The organism is Photobacterium ganghwense (assembly GCF_017329545.1).
In the GTDB taxonomy this organism is placed as follows: Bacteria; Pseudomonadota; Gammaproteobacteria; order Enterobacterales; family Vibrionaceae; genus Photobacterium; species Photobacterium ganghwense.
The window spans coordinates 1,005,031-1,020,827 of sequence record NZ_CP071326.1 but is presented as its reverse complement, the minus strand read 5'-3'; the positions used below and the strand labels follow the sequence as shown (position 1 = coordinate 1,020,827).

21 protein-coding genes are annotated in these 15,797 nt (G+C 45.5%); 17 read left to right on the top strand and 4 right to left on the bottom strand.

Annotated features, from left to right (window positions below; all coding sequences use genetic code 11):
* Positions 1-12: 12 nt before the first annotated feature.
* The 5 genes from FH974_RS20765 (at position 13) to FH974_RS20745 (ending at position 3,867) form a co-directional block, all read left to right on the top strand.
* Entirely contained in the window at positions 13-366 is a 354-nt protein-coding gene (locus FH974_RS20765; protein WP_084712585.1) for an ArsR/SmtB family transcription factor, read from the top strand.
* 132 nt (positions 367-498) lie between these two features.
* A complete protein-coding gene (arsB, locus tag FH974_RS20760; protein ID WP_047885750.1) occupies positions 499-1,512 on the top strand; it encodes an ACR3 family arsenite efflux transporter in 1,014 nt (337 codons plus the stop codon).
* A 394-nt stretch (positions 1,513-1,906) separates the two neighbouring features.
* The gene (locus FH974_RS20755; RefSeq protein ID WP_047885749.1) at positions 1,907-2,899 is read left to right on the top strand and encodes a D-alanine--D-alanine ligase; all 993 of its coding nucleotides are present in this window, start codon (positions 1,907-1,909) and stop codon (positions 2,897-2,899) included.
* Between the two features lie 163 nt (positions 2,900-3,062).
* The gene (locus FH974_RS20750) at positions 3,063-3,236 is read left to right on the top strand and encodes a YhfG family protein (RefSeq protein ID WP_084712584.1); all 174 of its coding nucleotides are present in this window, start codon (positions 3,063-3,065) and stop codon (positions 3,234-3,236) included.
* Positions 3,226-3,867: a putative adenosine monophosphate-protein transferase Fic gene (locus FH974_RS20745; protein ID WP_207103725.1), complete on the top strand. Its 642-nt coding sequence runs from the start codon at positions 3,226-3,228 to the stop codon at positions 3,865-3,867. The genes FH974_RS20750 and FH974_RS20745 overlap by 11 nt, the downstream gene beginning before the upstream one ends.
* Positions 3,868-3,979: 112 nt before the next feature.
* Here the strand turns inward: FH974_RS20745 and FH974_RS20740 are convergent, their stop codons facing one another.
* The gene (locus FH974_RS20740) at positions 3,980-4,951 is read right to left on the bottom strand and encodes a tyrosine-type recombinase/integrase (RefSeq protein WP_047885747.1); all 972 of its coding nucleotides are present in this window, start codon (positions 4,949-4,951) and stop codon (positions 3,980-3,982) included.
* Between the two features lie 214 nt (positions 4,952-5,165).
* Here FH974_RS20740 and FH974_RS20735 point away from each other — a divergent pair, with 214 nt between their 5' ends.
* On the top strand, positions 5,166-5,543 hold the full coding sequence (locus FH974_RS20735) for a DUF3319 domain-containing protein (protein ID WP_047885746.1): 378 nt from the start codon (positions 5,166-5,168) through the stop codon (positions 5,541-5,543).
* Between the two features lie 63 nt (positions 5,544-5,606).
* Here FH974_RS20735 and FH974_RS20730 read toward each other — a convergent pair whose 3' ends face one another.
* Both FH974_RS20730 and FH974_RS20725 read right to left on the bottom strand, forming a co-directional pair.
* Positions 5,607-6,128, bottom strand: coding sequence for an ATP-dependent zinc protease family protein (locus FH974_RS20730; RefSeq protein WP_053061858.1), 522 nt, complete (start codon positions 6,126-6,128; stop codon positions 5,607-5,609).
* 88 nt (positions 6,129-6,216) lie between these two features.
* Positions 6,217-6,822 carry an HAD family hydrolase gene (locus tag FH974_RS20725; RefSeq protein ID WP_047885745.1) on the bottom strand — a complete coding sequence of 202 codons (606 nt, stop codon included), beginning with the start codon at positions 6,820-6,822 and terminating at the stop codon, positions 6,217-6,219.
* Positions 6,823-6,938: 116 nt separating this feature from the next.
* Here FH974_RS20725 and yciH point away from each other — a divergent pair, with 116 nt between their 5' ends.
* Positions 6,939-7,262, top strand: a complete 324-nt coding sequence (yciH, locus tag FH974_RS20720) for a stress response translation initiation inhibitor YciH (protein WP_047885744.1) — start codon at positions 6,939-6,941, stop codon at positions 7,260-7,262.
* Between the two features lie 187 nt (positions 7,263-7,449).
* Here yciH and FH974_RS20715 read toward each other — a convergent pair whose 3' ends face one another.
* Positions 7,450-7,881, bottom strand: a complete 432-nt coding sequence (locus FH974_RS20715) for a DUF3693 domain-containing protein (RefSeq protein WP_207104211.1) — start codon at positions 7,879-7,881, stop codon at positions 7,450-7,452.
* A gap of 118 nt (positions 7,882-7,999) precedes the next feature.
* Between FH974_RS20715 and FH974_RS20710 the strand changes: the two genes are divergently transcribed.
* The 10 genes from FH974_RS20710 to FH974_RS20670 all read left to right on the top strand — a co-directional run bounded on the left by FH974_RS20710 (position 8,000) and on the right by FH974_RS20670 (position 15,579).
* Complete coding sequence (locus FH974_RS20710) at positions 8,000-8,602, top strand: 3'-5' exonuclease (RefSeq protein WP_242551869.1); 603 nt, start codon at positions 8,000-8,002, stop codon at positions 8,600-8,602.
* 2 nt (positions 8,603-8,604) lie between these two features.
* Positions 8,605-8,814: a hypothetical protein gene (locus FH974_RS20705; RefSeq protein WP_207103652.1), complete on the top strand. Its 210-nt coding sequence runs from the start codon at positions 8,605-8,607 to the stop codon at positions 8,812-8,814.
* Positions 8,798-10,069 (top strand): replication initiation factor domain-containing protein, encoded by a 1,272-nt coding sequence (locus FH974_RS20700; protein WP_207103653.1) that lies wholly within the window; start codon positions 8,798-8,800, stop codon positions 10,067-10,069. Before FH974_RS20705 ends, FH974_RS20700 begins: the two co-directional genes overlap by 17 nt.
* Before the next feature lie 46 nt (positions 10,070-10,115).
* Positions 10,116-10,427: a hypothetical protein gene (locus FH974_RS20695; RefSeq protein ID WP_207103654.1), complete on the top strand. Its 312-nt coding sequence runs from the start codon at positions 10,116-10,118 to the stop codon at positions 10,425-10,427.
* A gap of 169 nt (positions 10,428-10,596) precedes the next feature.
* Positions 10,597-10,848 carry a single-stranded DNA-binding protein gene (locus FH974_RS20690; RefSeq protein WP_207103655.1) on the top strand — a complete coding sequence of 84 codons (252 nt, stop codon included), beginning with the start codon at positions 10,597-10,599 and terminating at the stop codon, positions 10,846-10,848.
* Between the two features lie 23 nt (positions 10,849-10,871).
* Complete coding sequence (locus tag FH974_RS26375; RefSeq protein WP_277991783.1) at positions 10,872-11,006, top strand: hypothetical protein; 135 nt, start codon at positions 10,872-10,874, stop codon at positions 11,004-11,006.
* A 103-nt stretch (positions 11,007-11,109) separates the two neighbouring features.
* A complete protein-coding gene (locus FH974_RS20685) occupies positions 11,110-13,233 on the top strand; it encodes a coiled-coil domain-containing protein (RefSeq protein WP_207103656.1) in 2,124 nt (707 codons plus the stop codon).
* A gap of 1 nt (position 13,234) precedes the next feature.
* Complete coding sequence (locus FH974_RS20680) at positions 13,235-13,552, top strand: DUF2523 family protein (protein WP_207103657.1); 318 nt, start codon at positions 13,235-13,237, stop codon at positions 13,550-13,552.
* A gap of 1 nt (position 13,553) precedes the next feature.
* Positions 13,554-14,684, top strand: coding sequence for a zonular occludens toxin domain-containing protein (locus FH974_RS20675; RefSeq protein ID WP_207103658.1), 1,131 nt, complete (start codon positions 13,554-13,556; stop codon positions 14,682-14,684).
* Positions 14,685-15,006: 322 nt separating this feature from the next.
* A complete protein-coding gene (locus FH974_RS20670) occupies positions 15,007-15,579 on the top strand; it encodes a DUF2726 domain-containing protein (protein WP_207103659.1) in 573 nt (190 codons plus the stop codon).
* Positions 15,580-15,797: the final 218 nt, after the last annotated feature.

Sequence of the window (15,797 nt, the reverse complement as noted above, 5' to 3'; positions counted from 1 at the left end):
AATATTGAAGTTATGAATACTGAACAAGCAACCACCCTTTTTGATTCTCTGTCATCAGGCGTACGCCTTGATGCCTGGCGTTTACTGGTTAAAGCTGGTTTTGAAGGCAAAGTGGCGGGAGAGATGGCCCGTGAAATGGACATCGCTCCGAATGCATTGTCGTTTCACCTTAAAGCGATGTTACATGCTGGGCTGGTATCCGTTGAACAGCAGGGGCGATTTCAGCGATATCGTGCCAATATTCCGGTGATGATGGATCTTATTGCGTATCTGACGGAAAACTGTTGTGCCGGAGAAACTGACACGGAATGTCATCCTGACAAGCTATCAGCCTGCTGCCCTGACAATCGTTCAAAACGTAACTGAGGCGCACTGACTTGGGAACAAGATCTTAGGTCTTTGGAATAGAAAGACGTTTGTTACAACGTGGGTTCAAGTGAAGCCAATGCCTAAGGGCAACTAACAACCGAATGAAAAAGATATAACGAGAGGATGACAATGGGCATTTTTGAACGCTTTCTGAGCGTGTGGGTCGGCTTGGGTATGCTGGCGGGGCTGGCAGGGGGTATGCTGTTTCCTGACGTATTTTCGCTGCTGGGTGATATGCAGTACGCGCAAATTAACCTGGTTATTGCGGTACTGATCTGGCTAATGATTTACCCCATGATGATGCAGGTCGATTTCTCTGCGGTTAAAAAGGTGCATCAGCGTCCCAAGGGGTTGATTATCACTCTGACAGTGAACTGGTTGATTAAACCGTTCACTATGGCGCTATTGGCCGTGTTTTTTATCAGACATGTTTTTGGGGACTGGATTTCGCCCGAGATCGGTGAAGATTACATTGCCGGTATGATTCTGTTGGGAGTCGCGCCATGTACGGCAATGGTGTTTGTCTGGAGTCAGCTGACTAAAGGCGATGCCAATTACACCTTGGTTCAGGTGGCAATTAATGACTTGATAATGGTGGTTGCCTTTGCTCCGCTTGCCGCGCTTTTGCTGGGTGTGACAGATATAACAGTGCCGTGGGACACGTTGATTCTATCCGTTTCACTGTTTGTGGTCGTCCCGCTGTTAGCTGGCGCGTTGACACGTCGTGTTGTACGTCAGCAGGAAACATTAAATCGTCTGTCTGCCGGGTTGAAACCGTTTTCAATTGCGGGATTGGTCGGTACTGTGATTCTGCTCTTTGGGTTTCAAGCTAAAACCATTCTGGCGAACCCGGTTGATATTGTTTTAATTGCGATTCCTTTGCTGCTGCAGACGTATCTGATATTTGCAATCGCCTATATCTGGATGAGAAAGTGGAAACAACCGCATGACGTAGCAGCGCCGGGGGCAATGATCGGTGCATCAAATTTCTTTGAACTGGCTGTTGCCGTCGCTATCAGTTTATTTGGGGTACATTCAGGGGCAGCACTGGCCACGATTGTTGGGGTTCTTGTTGAAGTGCCGGTGATGCTATCTCTGGTTGCCTATGCAAACAAGACCCGAGGCCAGTTTGCTGCAGTGTAAAGCTGGCTAACACCCAGACCCAGCAGACCCACCAATCCGTTGAACAGCGAGAAGCATCGCATCTATTATGCTACTGGAGAGCATATGGGGCGATGCTTTTTTTATGAGGTTTTGGACTTTGGGTTTTGGGCATTGCTCGATTTAAACAGGGGAATTATAGCGTTGAACTTCCCATGAGTGGTTAAACCGAGCATGATTGCTGGTAAATTGAGCTGATGAATGTCATTTCCGTGAAAGATATGGCGCTAGTTACCGATAGAAGGTGCAATAGCCGCCTTTTTTTTATTACTATTAGAACTAATTGAAAAAATGCACCACTCAGCGACTGAGTGAGAAGTGCTATTCGTGATTTAAAACTGGCACCTGTGGCCAGCGATAACAACAAGGGATGATAATGAGTTCAATCCACGTATTACTCCTGTGCGGTGGCGGAAGCTCCGAACATGAAGTCTCTCTCGTATCTGCTAACTTCATTGAGCAGCAACTCCAGCAGATTGACGCCATTACCTACACCCGTGTCGAAATGAAAAATGATGGCTGGTACAACGCTGAAGGCGTATTGTGCCGTTTGAATCTTGATCAGACATTGGTTGAGGGTGAAGTCAGCCGTAAAGTGGATTATGTCATTCCTTGTATTCATGGCTTCCCGGGGGAAACGGGGGATATCCAGTCTTTCCTGGAAATGGCAAAATTGCCATACCTGGGCTGTGGTCCGGAAGCGAGTACGAATTGCTTCAATAAAATTACCACCAAACTGTGGTTTGACACGTTGGGTATCCCGAACACGCCGTATATTTTTCTCAGTGAGAATAACGATGATGCCTACCATCAGGCTGAGCAGGCGTTGGATAAGTGGGACAAACTGTTTGTCAAAGCCGCGAGCCAGGGGTCATCAGTTGGCTGTTACCGTGTAACGAATCGCGATGAATTGGGGCAGGCGATCAAAAATGCTTTCACCTTCTCTAAACAAGTACTGATTGAAAAAGCAATTAAGCCTCGTGAATTGGAAGTTGCTGCGTACCAATACGGCGACGAACTGATTATTACAAAGCCGGGTGAAGTCACTTGTCCGGAAGATCAATTCTATAGCTACGAAGAAAAGTACAGCGCAGACAGTCATTCCAGTACGACAGTAGAAGCCGCTAATCTGAATGATGAACAGCTGGATCAGATTCGTGAGTATGCTCGTAAAGCGTTCATCCACATGAAGCTGAAAGATTTGTCGCGTATTGATTTTTTCCTGAGTGAAGATAACGAGATTCTGCTTAACGAAATCAACACATTCCCAGGGATGACGCCTATCTCAATGTTCCCCAAAATGCTTCAGCATTATGGACATGACTTTAAGGCATTTCTGGAACAGGCAATTAAGAACGCGGTGCAATAATCAGTCAGAGCCGGGGGAATTCCCGGCTTTTGCTCATTTTTAATCGTGAGAATTGTGAGCGAAACGGGCAACAGCTGCATCAGCTCCGGATTGCATTGGTTATAATCAGTTAAACTGGTTAGCAACCTGAGTGGTACATGGATGCCTATCGGATTATAAAGCCATGCTAACAGAAGAAGAAAAAAAGGCGCATTTTAAGCGTTTACAAAACAAGAATTACCGGGCCAGTTTGCGCTTAGAAGGGATTCATCTGGAAGGGGAAACCCATGACCCCGAATGCGTATTAAAGAGTGAATCAGAACAGATTGCAGACTTGACGTTACGGTATGCGAGATAAATATGATGTTGATCATGACCCTGATTGTTATCCTGGTTCCAGCGTCTTAATCAACCTGTTATCCATTAAAGATGAAGATGAACTTGAAGCCGCTGAACGTGACTTCACACGAGTTCGGGCGGAACACTTTGAGCCTGAATTCAATAACTTCACTCTCGATTACCTCCAAAAAATCCACCGAATTCTGTTTCAGGATTTGTACCGCTGGGCAGGACAACCCCGCCAGGTCGACATTACCAAAGGTGAAACGCGTTTCTGTCACTGGCAAAACATTATAAGAGAAACCAACAAGTTGTTGCAGTCTTTGGCTGAAGAAGGTTATCTCTGCCGACTACCTCTGGATGAGTTTATTGAACGCATTGCCCATTATTACTGTGAACTCAACGTTATACATCCTTTCCGGGAAGGGAATGGGCGAGTGCAGCGGATATTTTTCGAGATATTAGCGATCAATGCTGGCTATGAATTATGTTGGGAAGGAATCAACTTGTCGGAATGGGTTGATGCTAACCAAGCCGGTTATTTTGGTAACCTTACTCAGTTGAAAGGCCTTTTTGCACGAATTACTGTGCCTATTGATCGACAAGTTGGTTACCAAGAACACTGGACGGATGCACCGAAGGAAGAGTAACTGGGAAAAACGTTGCGAACCATGTTTAGTCACTATGTCTAATGCACTATAACTTTTTATCTGTTTATGAATCTAATATATCCCCACATTGTAAAAAGCCAGCTAATAACAACTAGCGTTCCCAGGGCTTGGGCTTAATATACTTCGCGATTTCTTTGTCATGCCTGTCTTTGTTACCGACATACTGAGCCGGCATTGCCGGGCTTTTCCAGCGGCCTTGTTCTTGAATATCTTTTATTGAGCATCCGGATTCAGCGAGATCTTGTGAGGCTCCAACCCGAGGAGACTGGCCGGAAAACAGAGAAGACTCTGGTTGTCCTAATTCGTCACTGGCTCGACGAAAAACACGATAAATCGAGGAGTGATCCAAAGGGGAATCTCCAATGTTTCCATGGCGGTCTATCCGGCGAAAAACAAAACCATTGTCTATCATTCCGGTCACTAACCACCGTTGCAGAGCTTTTGACGCGACAGAACTCAGCGCAATCACGTCATTTTTGATGCACAAATCAATCATCCCGTTTGGATGAATTGACAAATTTTCAACGGAGAGATTCGCCAGTTCGCTACGCTTTAACATAGCCTCAAACATCACAGCCCAAATTGCCAAATCTCGAATATCTTTAGGCTTGGTCGATAGTTCAAAGCGTAACAACAGAGACTGCAAATGCTCATCTCGAAATGCCGATGCGTTTTGATAATCATCGTGTTTCTCTAACTGCTGCTTTTTCATTTCAAGCCGAATTTCAGTTTGTGCACAAGGGTCGGGTAGTGTGTGACAACGGTGCACTAATGAAAGTGTGACAAGGTAACGTTTGAGACTGGCGAGTTTACGCGTCTTCGCCATTTGCTCGATGTAGCGATGAACTGTATCTGCTTTTGCTGGCAAAGCTGGAACCTTATGCTCAATACAGAAAGCAAGAAAGCTGTTCCAGTCATTTTTAAACGATACTAGGGTATTTTTTGCATATTGGCCCCGAGTCAGTTCGTTCAAAGGTTCAACACTTTCGAGAGGCTGGCGAAATATAGCCTGACTGTGTTGTGAGGTGAGTTCATCAGAAATTGGGGTTATCTGTTTTGCCATTATTTCACCTTAGCTAGCGCACCATAATTTTAAGAGTATATCATTCGGATTTATGTCTCGCGCTATCTACTATATAATTAATTCCAGATAACAATTATTCGTCTATCAATGACACACCACGTAGTTTGTTGGTGTTTTCATTCTGGTTGAATATGAGTGCAGTAACTCGCTGTGATGCCGGAATGTTTGTTAGGCTCCGAGTGATGAGGCAATAATGAAAAAAAGAGTATTCCATCGCGGCCACACTATTGAAAATGCGTCTGGCCATCCGGATGATTGGAAATGCATCATTGGGGGGCAGTCAGTTTCTTCGAAGCTGACATTAATAAAGAAGAGTATCGATTGGTGGTGTGAAACAAAGACCTTTATGCCACCTAACAAACTGGTAGCAGGGCAGAATAATCCGGCTCGACTCACTCAGACCAAAGTTGAAGAGTACAAGGGCTTCAAGCTAATGAACGATTCCGGAGAGAATAATCAATGGTACGTCATTATTGGTAGCCGGTTGTTGAAAGGCACCCCGGCTGCAATAAAACAGCACTTGGATATCGTGATACAGAAACGCCAGCAACTGCAAGCTCAGAACAAATGACTGTTAACAAAAAACGCCCTGATCGGGGCGTTTTTTGCAAACGGTCTGCGTGTAAAGTAGAGGTTAATCATCGCTATCTGATTTATCGACATCTACCAAGTAGTCGCCACTTAACCAGTTTCTACCTATCAACAATTTATATTCCAGCTTACTGCGATCTCGCAGGTTAACCGCAACCTCTTTGTGTTGGCCGTTCCAGCCCAAATCCATTTTTACCGCGTATCGACGTTCCACACCCTGAGCATTTCTGATTTTGCTGACTTTAACAATTTTTCCACGGTACTTTGCTTCTTCACCTTTTTCGTTTATTGAGGTGAATTCAACCGTGTGGCCTAGGTGATCACGCATTCTGTCGCTCTCACTCTCTTCACCAATCACTTTAATGTCTTTAGCGTGAATGGAAGTGGTTGCAGCACCAGTATCGATACGAGCAAGATAATCTAAGTCCAATCCGTGCACTTTAATCGTTTCTACTTGCCCCACAACAGATTTGTCTTTGACACTTTTGGCTTCTACAACAGACAGGCTGCTGCCCACACCAACCAGCGACGCTAACAAAACAACAGGGATAAACAGTTTCTTCACGAAAACTCCTAAGCGCTTGGTTCAAAACAAGTATTCTTACAAAACAAGAATGAACGTTATATGAATAACGGCCAACTATCTAGGAATCTTAGTTAATTTTCAGCAAATTTCGAATTTCAGCGCAGCTCTCTGATGGATTTTTAAACTGATAGACCTGAAAACCTAATTGACTAGCGGACGTTAAATTTGCAGGGTGATCATCGATAAACAATGATTCGGAGGGTTCAAGATTAAAACGTTGGACAAGCAACTCGAAAATCTCAGGTTCGGGCTTGATTAAAAGCTCTTTACCGGATACGAGACCACCATCAAATAGAGCATACAGGCCATGTTTTTCATTCAATTTTTCAAAAAACGCACTGCACATATTGGTAAGAAAATAGGCGTTAAAACCCATAGTAATCACTTGCTGGACCAACTGATAAGACTCATCAATCAAGGTCAGGCTGGTCTGTATATGTTCAATGAAGTCTTCAATTCTTGACTCATCCAATCCGGAACGTGAAGCAAACTTATGTTGAGCTTCGGCCATGAGCATAGTGCCACGGTCTAACGCTAACCAGTCAGGGTGATGGATAACATGGTTTAACAGACGTTCTTGTTCGTCCGTATCGTCCGTAAAAGTGGCCACAATTTTGCGCGGATTCCACTCAAACAATACGGCACCAAAGTCGAAAATAACGTTTCTGATCATAACTGTTTCCGTTACAGTGTCTAATACTGATAATATTCGCGAACGGGTAATGCGCAAATGGGATCATTGAAGATATTACCTGGTTCACAGATCCAACAAATGACGAGATTTTCCCCATGAATGACAACAGCCGCTTGGTGTTTTCGACAGAAACCGGCCGCATCAAAGAAGAAAAGCAAGCTCCAGAACGTCCTAAAGGTGACGGCATTGTTCGTATCCAACGTCAAACGAAAGGACGTAAAGGCAAAGGCGTGTGTATTGTCACAGGTTTGGATATGGAAGACGCCCAACTCAAGCTTCTGGCTGCGGAACTAAAAAAAGTATGTGGTTGCGGAGGTTCAGTAAAAGATGGCACCATCGAAATCCAAGGTGATAAGCGTGATGTCATCAAAGCAACGCTAGAGAAAAAAGGCCACACGGTCAAATTGGCTGGCGGTTAATATCAGCGCAAACGAACAAGCATCTGAGAACCCCAAGTTTAGTTTGGGGTTCTTTTCTAAGATAATTTGTTCAATGGAGCGAACCGTAAACGAAGTGATTAGCCGAGTTCGCTTAATTGCAAATTATATACTTTATGGTAAATCAGCCAATACTGTTAAATCCCAGCCCCATACCAATTACTCATCGTCAACGAATGAGAGAGGTGAGGCGAACTGAGAAGGACATTGCTGCCACATAGCATGTGATACTAATCCCTAGAAGCGTATTTAACATACATAATGCGCACTGAAGCTTCGGGTTGTTAAATACCAGCAGCCCAGTCATACCAAGGGCTAAACCCTTAAACCCTTGGCGGCTTAACTTTGCCGTGATGTCATTCCAAATCTGTTGTGCCTTGTAATTTTTGGCCTTGTCCGCCGCCAAAAAGATTAATGCTTCGTGCGGGTCGATATTTGAATTTTCAGCTAGAAAAATTGCTTCTGCATCAGTTAGATAGCGTTCACCTTTTCGAATTTTACTAATCTTCTGTGGGCTAATTGCCAAATCATGGGCGATTTGTTTGTCTTGGATGTAGTTTTTCGCTGTTTTATAAGCATCTAACAGTGTGTTTGCATACATAATTTTTCCTCCGTTTTATCTATTCTAGCGCGTTAATCCCGAAAATAGGCTATTTACAATCCCGATTATCGTCATCTAGGCTATACGGAATTCGGGATTAATAGGCGCTGAGGCACACATGACAATGAAGACCCCTGCACAATTAGCGGCTGATTGGCTGGTAAATGATTGCGTCATTCTGGATACCGAAACCACGGGCTTGGATAACCAAGCTGAAATCTGTGAAATCTCTATCATTGATGCCTCTGGTGCTGTCCTGTTTGATACGTTGGTTAAGCCGGTCCGCCCAATTCCTGCTGAGGCTATCGCGATTCATGGCATTACCAATGACATGGTGGCCGATGCGCCAGCGTGGGCTGAAATCTATCAGGATGTGTTAGCTCTGCTGGCTGGTCGTTGCGTGGTTATTTATAACGCGGCATATGATTTAAGGCTCATTGCTCGATGCACTTTGCGTGCTGGTGTTGATGTGAGTTCGGGTTTGGATATTGATGACGTTGCTCGCCTTCTTAAGGGGATTGAGGGCAATGCTCAATGTGCCATGCTGACCTATGCCGAATTCTACGGTGATTGGGATGACTACCGTGATAATTACCGCTGGCAGCGTTTGACCAATGCGGCTGACCAGCAAGGCGTTGTCGTTGATGGACAAGCTCACCGGGCTTTGGCGGATTGTCGAATGACGCTTGGTGTCGTTGAGGCTATGGCTCAGGGCAAGTAGTTATGACTCATCAGCTCTATTACGAAATCAATGATGACGGAACGGGATTCGCCTTTATCAGTGGCGAGCCTGAATACTTCCGAAATTGGAACGAGCTGCACGAAATTGGTCGCGAATTTTACCCTGCCGGATATGAACTGCACCTTGTAACGGCGGATAACTGGCAAGAACTGTATGACATGGGGGCGTTTGATAATGAGTGCGATTATTGATTATTTGTCCCTGTCTTGGTCGCCAGAAGAATTAAGCCAGATTGTTGAACTGGCAAAAATGGGCGCTTCTATCAAGGCCATTCGTGGTTTTGAGTTTAACGAATACGGTGACGCCCTAAAGCACGATGCACTAGATACGGGTGCGATTGATTATGCGGCGGCTGTCCGTGCGCAGTTTCGAGATACTGAGTTTGCGATTGGGTCTGACTCTCGCAAGTTTCATGAGGTCAAGCGCGACCTGTTCGACCACTTCGGCCTGAATACGTTGGATTGTTTGTGTCGTGGTGAAGTGACCCGCTTTATCAACCGTCTTAATCACGGTTTGGGTCTGTTTGGTAATGAATGGTCATTTGAAATGCGTCCGGGTGGCTTCTCTGGCTATAAGCATTCCGCCAACATTTTAGTTAACGGTCAGCAAGCTGGCCTGTGTGCTTGGGGCGCAAAGAACCACGGCTGTTATGTCTCGTTCTCCGGTACGGGTACGGCGGTATTGGATTTACAGGAAATGCACAAGGTTCTACACGAATTGCCAGGTGCGAAAATTACCCGTGTGGATATCGCCTTTGATTCGTTGGACGGCAAATATGACATTAAGACTGCTCGCAAAATGGCTGAGCAAGGTCAGTTTGTTACGCGTGGTCGTCCGGCTTCATATTGTTATATCGAGTCAGGTCATTTGTCCAAAGTGGTCAGTTATCAGAAAGAATCCGGTAAATCGGAGTCTCTGAAAAGCCGTTATGGCTTCGTGGCGGACAAAGGGAAATCGTTTTATGTCGGCTCGCGTGATGCAGGAAAAATGCTGCGCGTGTACGAAAAAGGCAAACAACTGAAATCACATCATAAGGATTGGGTGCGCTGGGAACTGGAATTACGCTCTAAGGATAGAGTGCTGCCGTTTGATGTGTTGATTTCGCCGGATAAGTACCTGACAGGTGCTTACCCTGCCCTAGCCTTTGTTGGTTCGGCTGAGCAATGTGTTATTGCTACTCACAAGCGCAAGTGGTTCACCAGTGTCGATAATGCCGTGCGTAACGGTGCGACCCAATGCGGCAAACTGGTTAATTTCATGCGTCAATGTCTGGATTTAAGCGATTCGCAAATTGTGAATATGCTGACCAGTCATTTAGAAGATTTCGAAATACCAAGCAGATTAAATCAGCCTGTGTATCAAGATACGGCTGATTCAAGTGAAATTAAATTACGATGTATGCGGTTAATAGAGCCGGATAATCACGATATATATTCCATTGCTTAATTTATTCTCCCGCCAAACATAGGCGTTTTTAAAAAGGAAAAGTGTCATGTCTACTCTGAATGTATTTGTTACTGCGGTAACTAAAGGTGCTGGTATCTCTAAAAAATCTGGCGCACCTAAGCCTTATTCTTTTGCGCAGGTTCATTATCTGGTGCCTGCAAAGGGCTTTGTGAATGATGACAATAATATTCAAAAGCTGGGCTATGAAGAAAAAACCATTTCGATGAAAGATGACCAGTCTTTATTTAATCAGTTCGGCTCTGTTCAGTTCCCATGCAATCTGCAATTGATTATGGAATCTGACCCTGAAAACCCTTCGCGCAATATTGTGACGGACTTTTCCGATGTGGCGAAATGATGATTTATTTGAATCGCAGTTTTTCACTGCGGTTCTTAAAGCGGTAAATAGTTACGGGTATTTATCGTTAGAAACGTTGGCAGATTCGCAAAGGAACTGCCGTTTAAATTCCTCCAGGTCAACATCGTTTCGGCCTGTAGAAAAAGCAATAACGGTTTAGGGTGGCATCATGGCAACTGACAATGTTTGTGTAACGGTAAACGAACAAGGTTTTCTGTATGCCACCTCTCAGCCAATTTCGGAGTGTGCCAGCTATGTGATGGTGAGCCGCTCCACCTATGACAGCTTTATTGCTGATATGTCGGTGACGGGTGAGCAGCTTACAGAGGCGTTTACCTATGGTTTTGCTGCCGTCATCGTGTTTGGCTATTTTGCTGCGTATCCTGTCGGAATTGCGAAAAAATTGATTCGCAAAGTGTAATGTAATTAATTGGAGAAAAAGAAATGACTGATATTTTTGCTGCTGTTGAACTGGGTGACGTTGCGACTTTCGTTGGTACAACTGGCGTTATTATCATCGGTATCGCAATGGCGTTTAAAGGGATTTCCCTTGCTAAACGCGCCGTTAACAAGGCTTAATTAATGACCGCCCTATTGCATGATTTAATTATTACCGTCTGGTCATTGATTGGGGCTATAACGGGGTATGCCGTCTTGCAAGGTTGGCGGTAAATAACGGCATATGAATAAGGCGGCTTCGGTCGCCTTTTTTATTGGTGAGAAAATGAAAAGAATATTTCTTTTATTCCTCTTGGTTTTTTATTCTAGTTATTCTTATTCAGCCTACTATTACGTTGTCGCTTCGTCGGCCAGTGGTAATTATTCGAGTTTAGACCAAGCTATTTCTAAAGAAAAAGCCTATTTGCAAGGCTTTAATGAGATTGTTGGTGAGGTGGAAGTTAAGGAAAGTACGGCCATTAAAAATCATGGCTCAGTTTATATTTATTATAAGCCTTATGAAAGTTATTCATATTATATGAAACATTCATTCACTTGGTGGATTAAAGAGGATTATTGTTCTACTTCGTCTGCTCGTTCGGATTTAAATAATAAAATAAATGAGTGTTTTGATAATACTCCGTTAAATAATGAAGCATCACACAATTATTATTGTAGTGAGGATGCGGTTACTATCCTTGGTTCATGTACTTATACGCCAATTGAGGGTGAATGTACTGGTGATGCCTGTGGAGGTGATGGCTCTGGTGAGGGCGGTGAAGGTGGTGATGGTGGTGATGGTTCAGGCTCCGGTGGCGATGGTTCAGGTTCCGGTGGTGATGGTTCAGGTTCCGGTGGTGATGGTTCAGGTTCCGGTGGTGATGGTTCAGGCTCCGGTGGTGATGGTTCAGGTTCTGGTGGTGATGGTTCAGGTTCTGGTGGTGATGGTTCAGGCTCCGGTGGTGGCGGTTCAGGCTCCGGTGGTGGCGGTTCAGGCTCTGGCGGTGATGGTTCCGGCTCTGGCGGTGATGGTTCCGGCTCTGGTGGTGACGGTTCGGATGGTCAGGGTTCGGGTAGTGTGGATTTGTCCCCTGTCCTCAATAAATTGGGCAGCTTGCAATCTACCGTTGACCAAAACGCGTCAACTATCAAGGCAGCTTTGAAGGATGCGCAAAGTGCGAATACTTCGGCTTTGGCAGATATTGAATCGGCTACTCGCGGCCTTGGGTCTGACCTTGCTGGCATTGAATCAGCTACTCGCGGCCTTGGTGGTGACTTGTCTGATATTGCTGATAGCACGGCCTCTACCGCAACTCGGGTTAACAATCTGGCGGAATCAAACCGAAATGCGTTAGCAGGTGTTGAGCAAGCGACCACGGATGCAGGTAACAAGTTAAGTGTTGACCTGAATAAAATCCTTGATGCTGATAAGAAAATTAACGCCACGTTGGAAGAGCAATTAGCGCTATACAACAAGTATATGGAAACGGCTGAACAGTCCAGAAGCTCTCTTGAGCATATGGCGCAATTTACGGAGGAGGAATTAGCGGTTTTGCGTGAAATGCAAGGTCAGTTCATGACGAATTTCGACCGCCAGTATGACCAGTTGGCGGGGATTCATTCAGCGGTTGGTGATATGGCGCAGTCCATTAGTGACGACAATCTGACAATGATTAATCAGGCCGTTGATGAATTTAAGCAACTGGAATCACTCAATAACACTGCCCGGCAATCGGCGGATGAACTCGCCAACATTGCAGACTTAACCAAGGGGCTTGGCGACAGCCAGGTGCAAACCAATGACAAGCTGGATGGTGTCAAAGATGCTGTTAATCAGGTCAATGATACTTTGCTTGCCAATGAACAGCAGGAATCGGCTAGAGCGCAAGAAATGATTGATGCCATTCGTGATTCGGCATTACCGCAAGGTGAGTTAGAGGGGCTTCGCAATAGCGTTGATGCGATTGGTGATGATGTGGCTGACATTGGTGACACGCTCGATGGCATAGCCGCAAATCAGGATGCCCTTGCTAATCTGGATGTGTCCGGTGCGGGTGTGGTGCCGTGTTTTCAATCCAATGATTGTCATGGCTTCTACACCTCCAAGTACCCTGACGGGATTAGCGGCATTATGACGGCCTTCACCAATGATTTACGTGCCGGCGATTCGTTTGCCTTCCTTGACCAATTTAATGTGGATATTGGTAATGCGGCTGCACCGGATTTTGAAATGAATTTCAATCTGGGAAAAATGGGTAATTTCGGCACCCATAGTTTCAATATCAGTCCGGATGTGTGGCTGTTTATCCGGCTTTGTATCATGTTTGGCGCGGCCATTCTGGCGCGTGCGTTAGTGTTTGGGGGTTAATATGTACGATTGGATTGTTGAGTTGTTCAATACCCTGCTCGACTTCCTGTATCGGCTGGTCTTGTCGTTGGTCGAGATGATGAAAGATATGTGGTTCGCTATCTTCGAGCAACTGCTTCAGGCTGGCAAGGGTCTGATTGCGTTGGTGTCGTCTATGCTCGCTCCGGTGGATTTGTCGCAGTATATGACGGGCTTCCCGCCCGGTGTGTCGTGGGTCTTGGGTCAAATTGGTCTGCCGCAAGCGTTGGGCATTATTGTTGTTGCTATCACTATTCGCCTGATTCTCCAGTTGATACCGTTCGTCCGTTTGGGGTCTTGATATGATTAACCTGATTGTTGGTCGTCCCGGTGGCGGCAAAAGCTATGAAGCGGTGGTTTTCCATATCATTCCGGCCATTCAGAACGGGCGCAAGGTGGTGACTAACCTCCCCTTGAATATTGACCATTTCGTCAAGGTGTTTGGTGAAGATGCCCGGTCACTGATTCGCACCATTGATACCAAGCTGGATGACTTCGGTAACATGAACCGCGCTTTCAGCAAGCCGGAGGATTATCAGGACGACTGGAAAAACGACAAAGGGCAAGGTGTGCTGGTTGTCGTGGATGAGGCACATATGGTTTTACCCTGCTCTGGCACCTCTAAGGAGGTGCTGGAGTTTCTGAGCTTACATCGCCACTACGGGATAGATATCATTCTGATTACTCAGTCTGACCGGAAATTACATCGTGATGTGCGGGATATGGTTCAGCTGCTTTATCGCTGCTCTAAGAATACGGCACTCGGCAGCAATGACAGTTACACCCAAAAGGTCAAGGATGGTGTGCGCGGGGAAATTGTAAATACCAATATCCGGCGCTATAAAAGTTCTTATTTCCCGTTCTATCAGTCTCATACGGCGTCTAATGCTGCGGTTAAAGAGGCAATGGCCAATGACGTTAAACCACTCTGGCAGCACTGGAGTTTTATCGGTGCGGCGTTGTGTTTGGTGTTTGTGGTATTCATGTTCGCCACTGGTGCGGTAAAAAATCCGTTGGCTGTATCTGAGCCAGCCAATAAGGCTGACCAGCAAGTTAAATCACATCCTCCAGGTGCAAATGAAAATACGGCGGTGCCTGTAACGCCAGCTGCTCCGGCCAAACCGAAAACCAAACATCCCCTATCGGATTATTCATTGTTTGTGACAGGCTTTGCTAAGCAAATCGCAATCCGGACGGATAGCCGTTTTGATTTGGATTTGTCGTTTGACCGGGTTTATCTGGTTGCCTTCCAGAATAACGTTCGTCAGTTCGCGCTCGATTCCGGTGATTTGCAGCGTTTGGGGTACACCTTCCGGCGTTTGGGCGATTGCATCTACAGTCTTGAGTTCGAGGCATTTTCAAGCCTTGTGGTATGTACCAGCAATGACCAATACCGCCCGGACGAAACTGTCCCTCAACTAATGCCAATATAAGTGCGCGGAACGGGAGGGGTTCCCCGCCTTGCGGGGAGGGGCTCGTTACCGCCGCACTCTCTATCGCTCTTATCCCGCAGGGATGCTAAGGGCATCAGCACCCTAGCCTTTACTTTCCTCACACCTGATATGCCCGAGCCCAGCTCCCGCCGATGGAATCATAAAAAGCCTCCATACTGCTAAGCCTGAATACTGGGTTGCGCTCCCTTAACGGCGCGAACGGTTATCGATCGTCGGAGACACTATGAATCAATAGCTTGCACCATTATGCTCTCAAGTGTATAGATCTCTGGCCGTTATTAATTAGCATTGAGTGATAGAAATGGAATTATCTATACAGACTGCATTATTTGTTGCTGTGGGCTTTATCGTTGTATCAGCTGTTGTGGGTTTACTCATTCGTTCTAAAGGCACTACGGATGACACCACTGATACTCAATACCAGCCCATCAAACGACTTCTAACTCCTGCGGAACGTTCGTTTTATGGTGTCCTGTCCACCTGTTTAAAGGATGATTATTTAATTTTTTGCAAAGTAAGAATTGCCGATGTAATTAAGCCAGTTTCTGGTCTGAATCGGTCGGAGTGGCAGCGCGCATTTAATAAGATATCTAGTAAGCACCTTGATTTTGTTATCTGCGATAAGAAGGATTTATCAATTTTATGCGCTGTTGAGCTTAATGATTCTAGTCATGAAAAGGCAACTCGTGCCAAAAGAGATGCGTTTGTTAGCAAATCTCTGGAGTCTGCGGGCGTTTCTTTTACTGAATTTTCAGCAAAGAAGTCGTATAGCATTAGCGATGTGTCTGAGCGTTTATCTACCTACCTGAAAGATGCTGACAAATCAGTTAAAAAGAGTGAAATGGATTCTGTTGCTGATGACTGTGCTTTGTAACAAGCACCTAAGTGCGTGGTTTGTCTCGTAACATGGCCTTTGTAGGCTATGTATCTATAAACAAGGCTGCTAGCCTACTCTCAACATTCATTTTTTGCGGTTTCAGCCCCTGCACAGCTCCCGTTAAATAAGCTTGCTGTTACCGCCAAATTCCCGCCAAAACTGCCACTAATTTCTATGCATCAATGTACATTTATGTGCAATAATCTTCGCCTGTG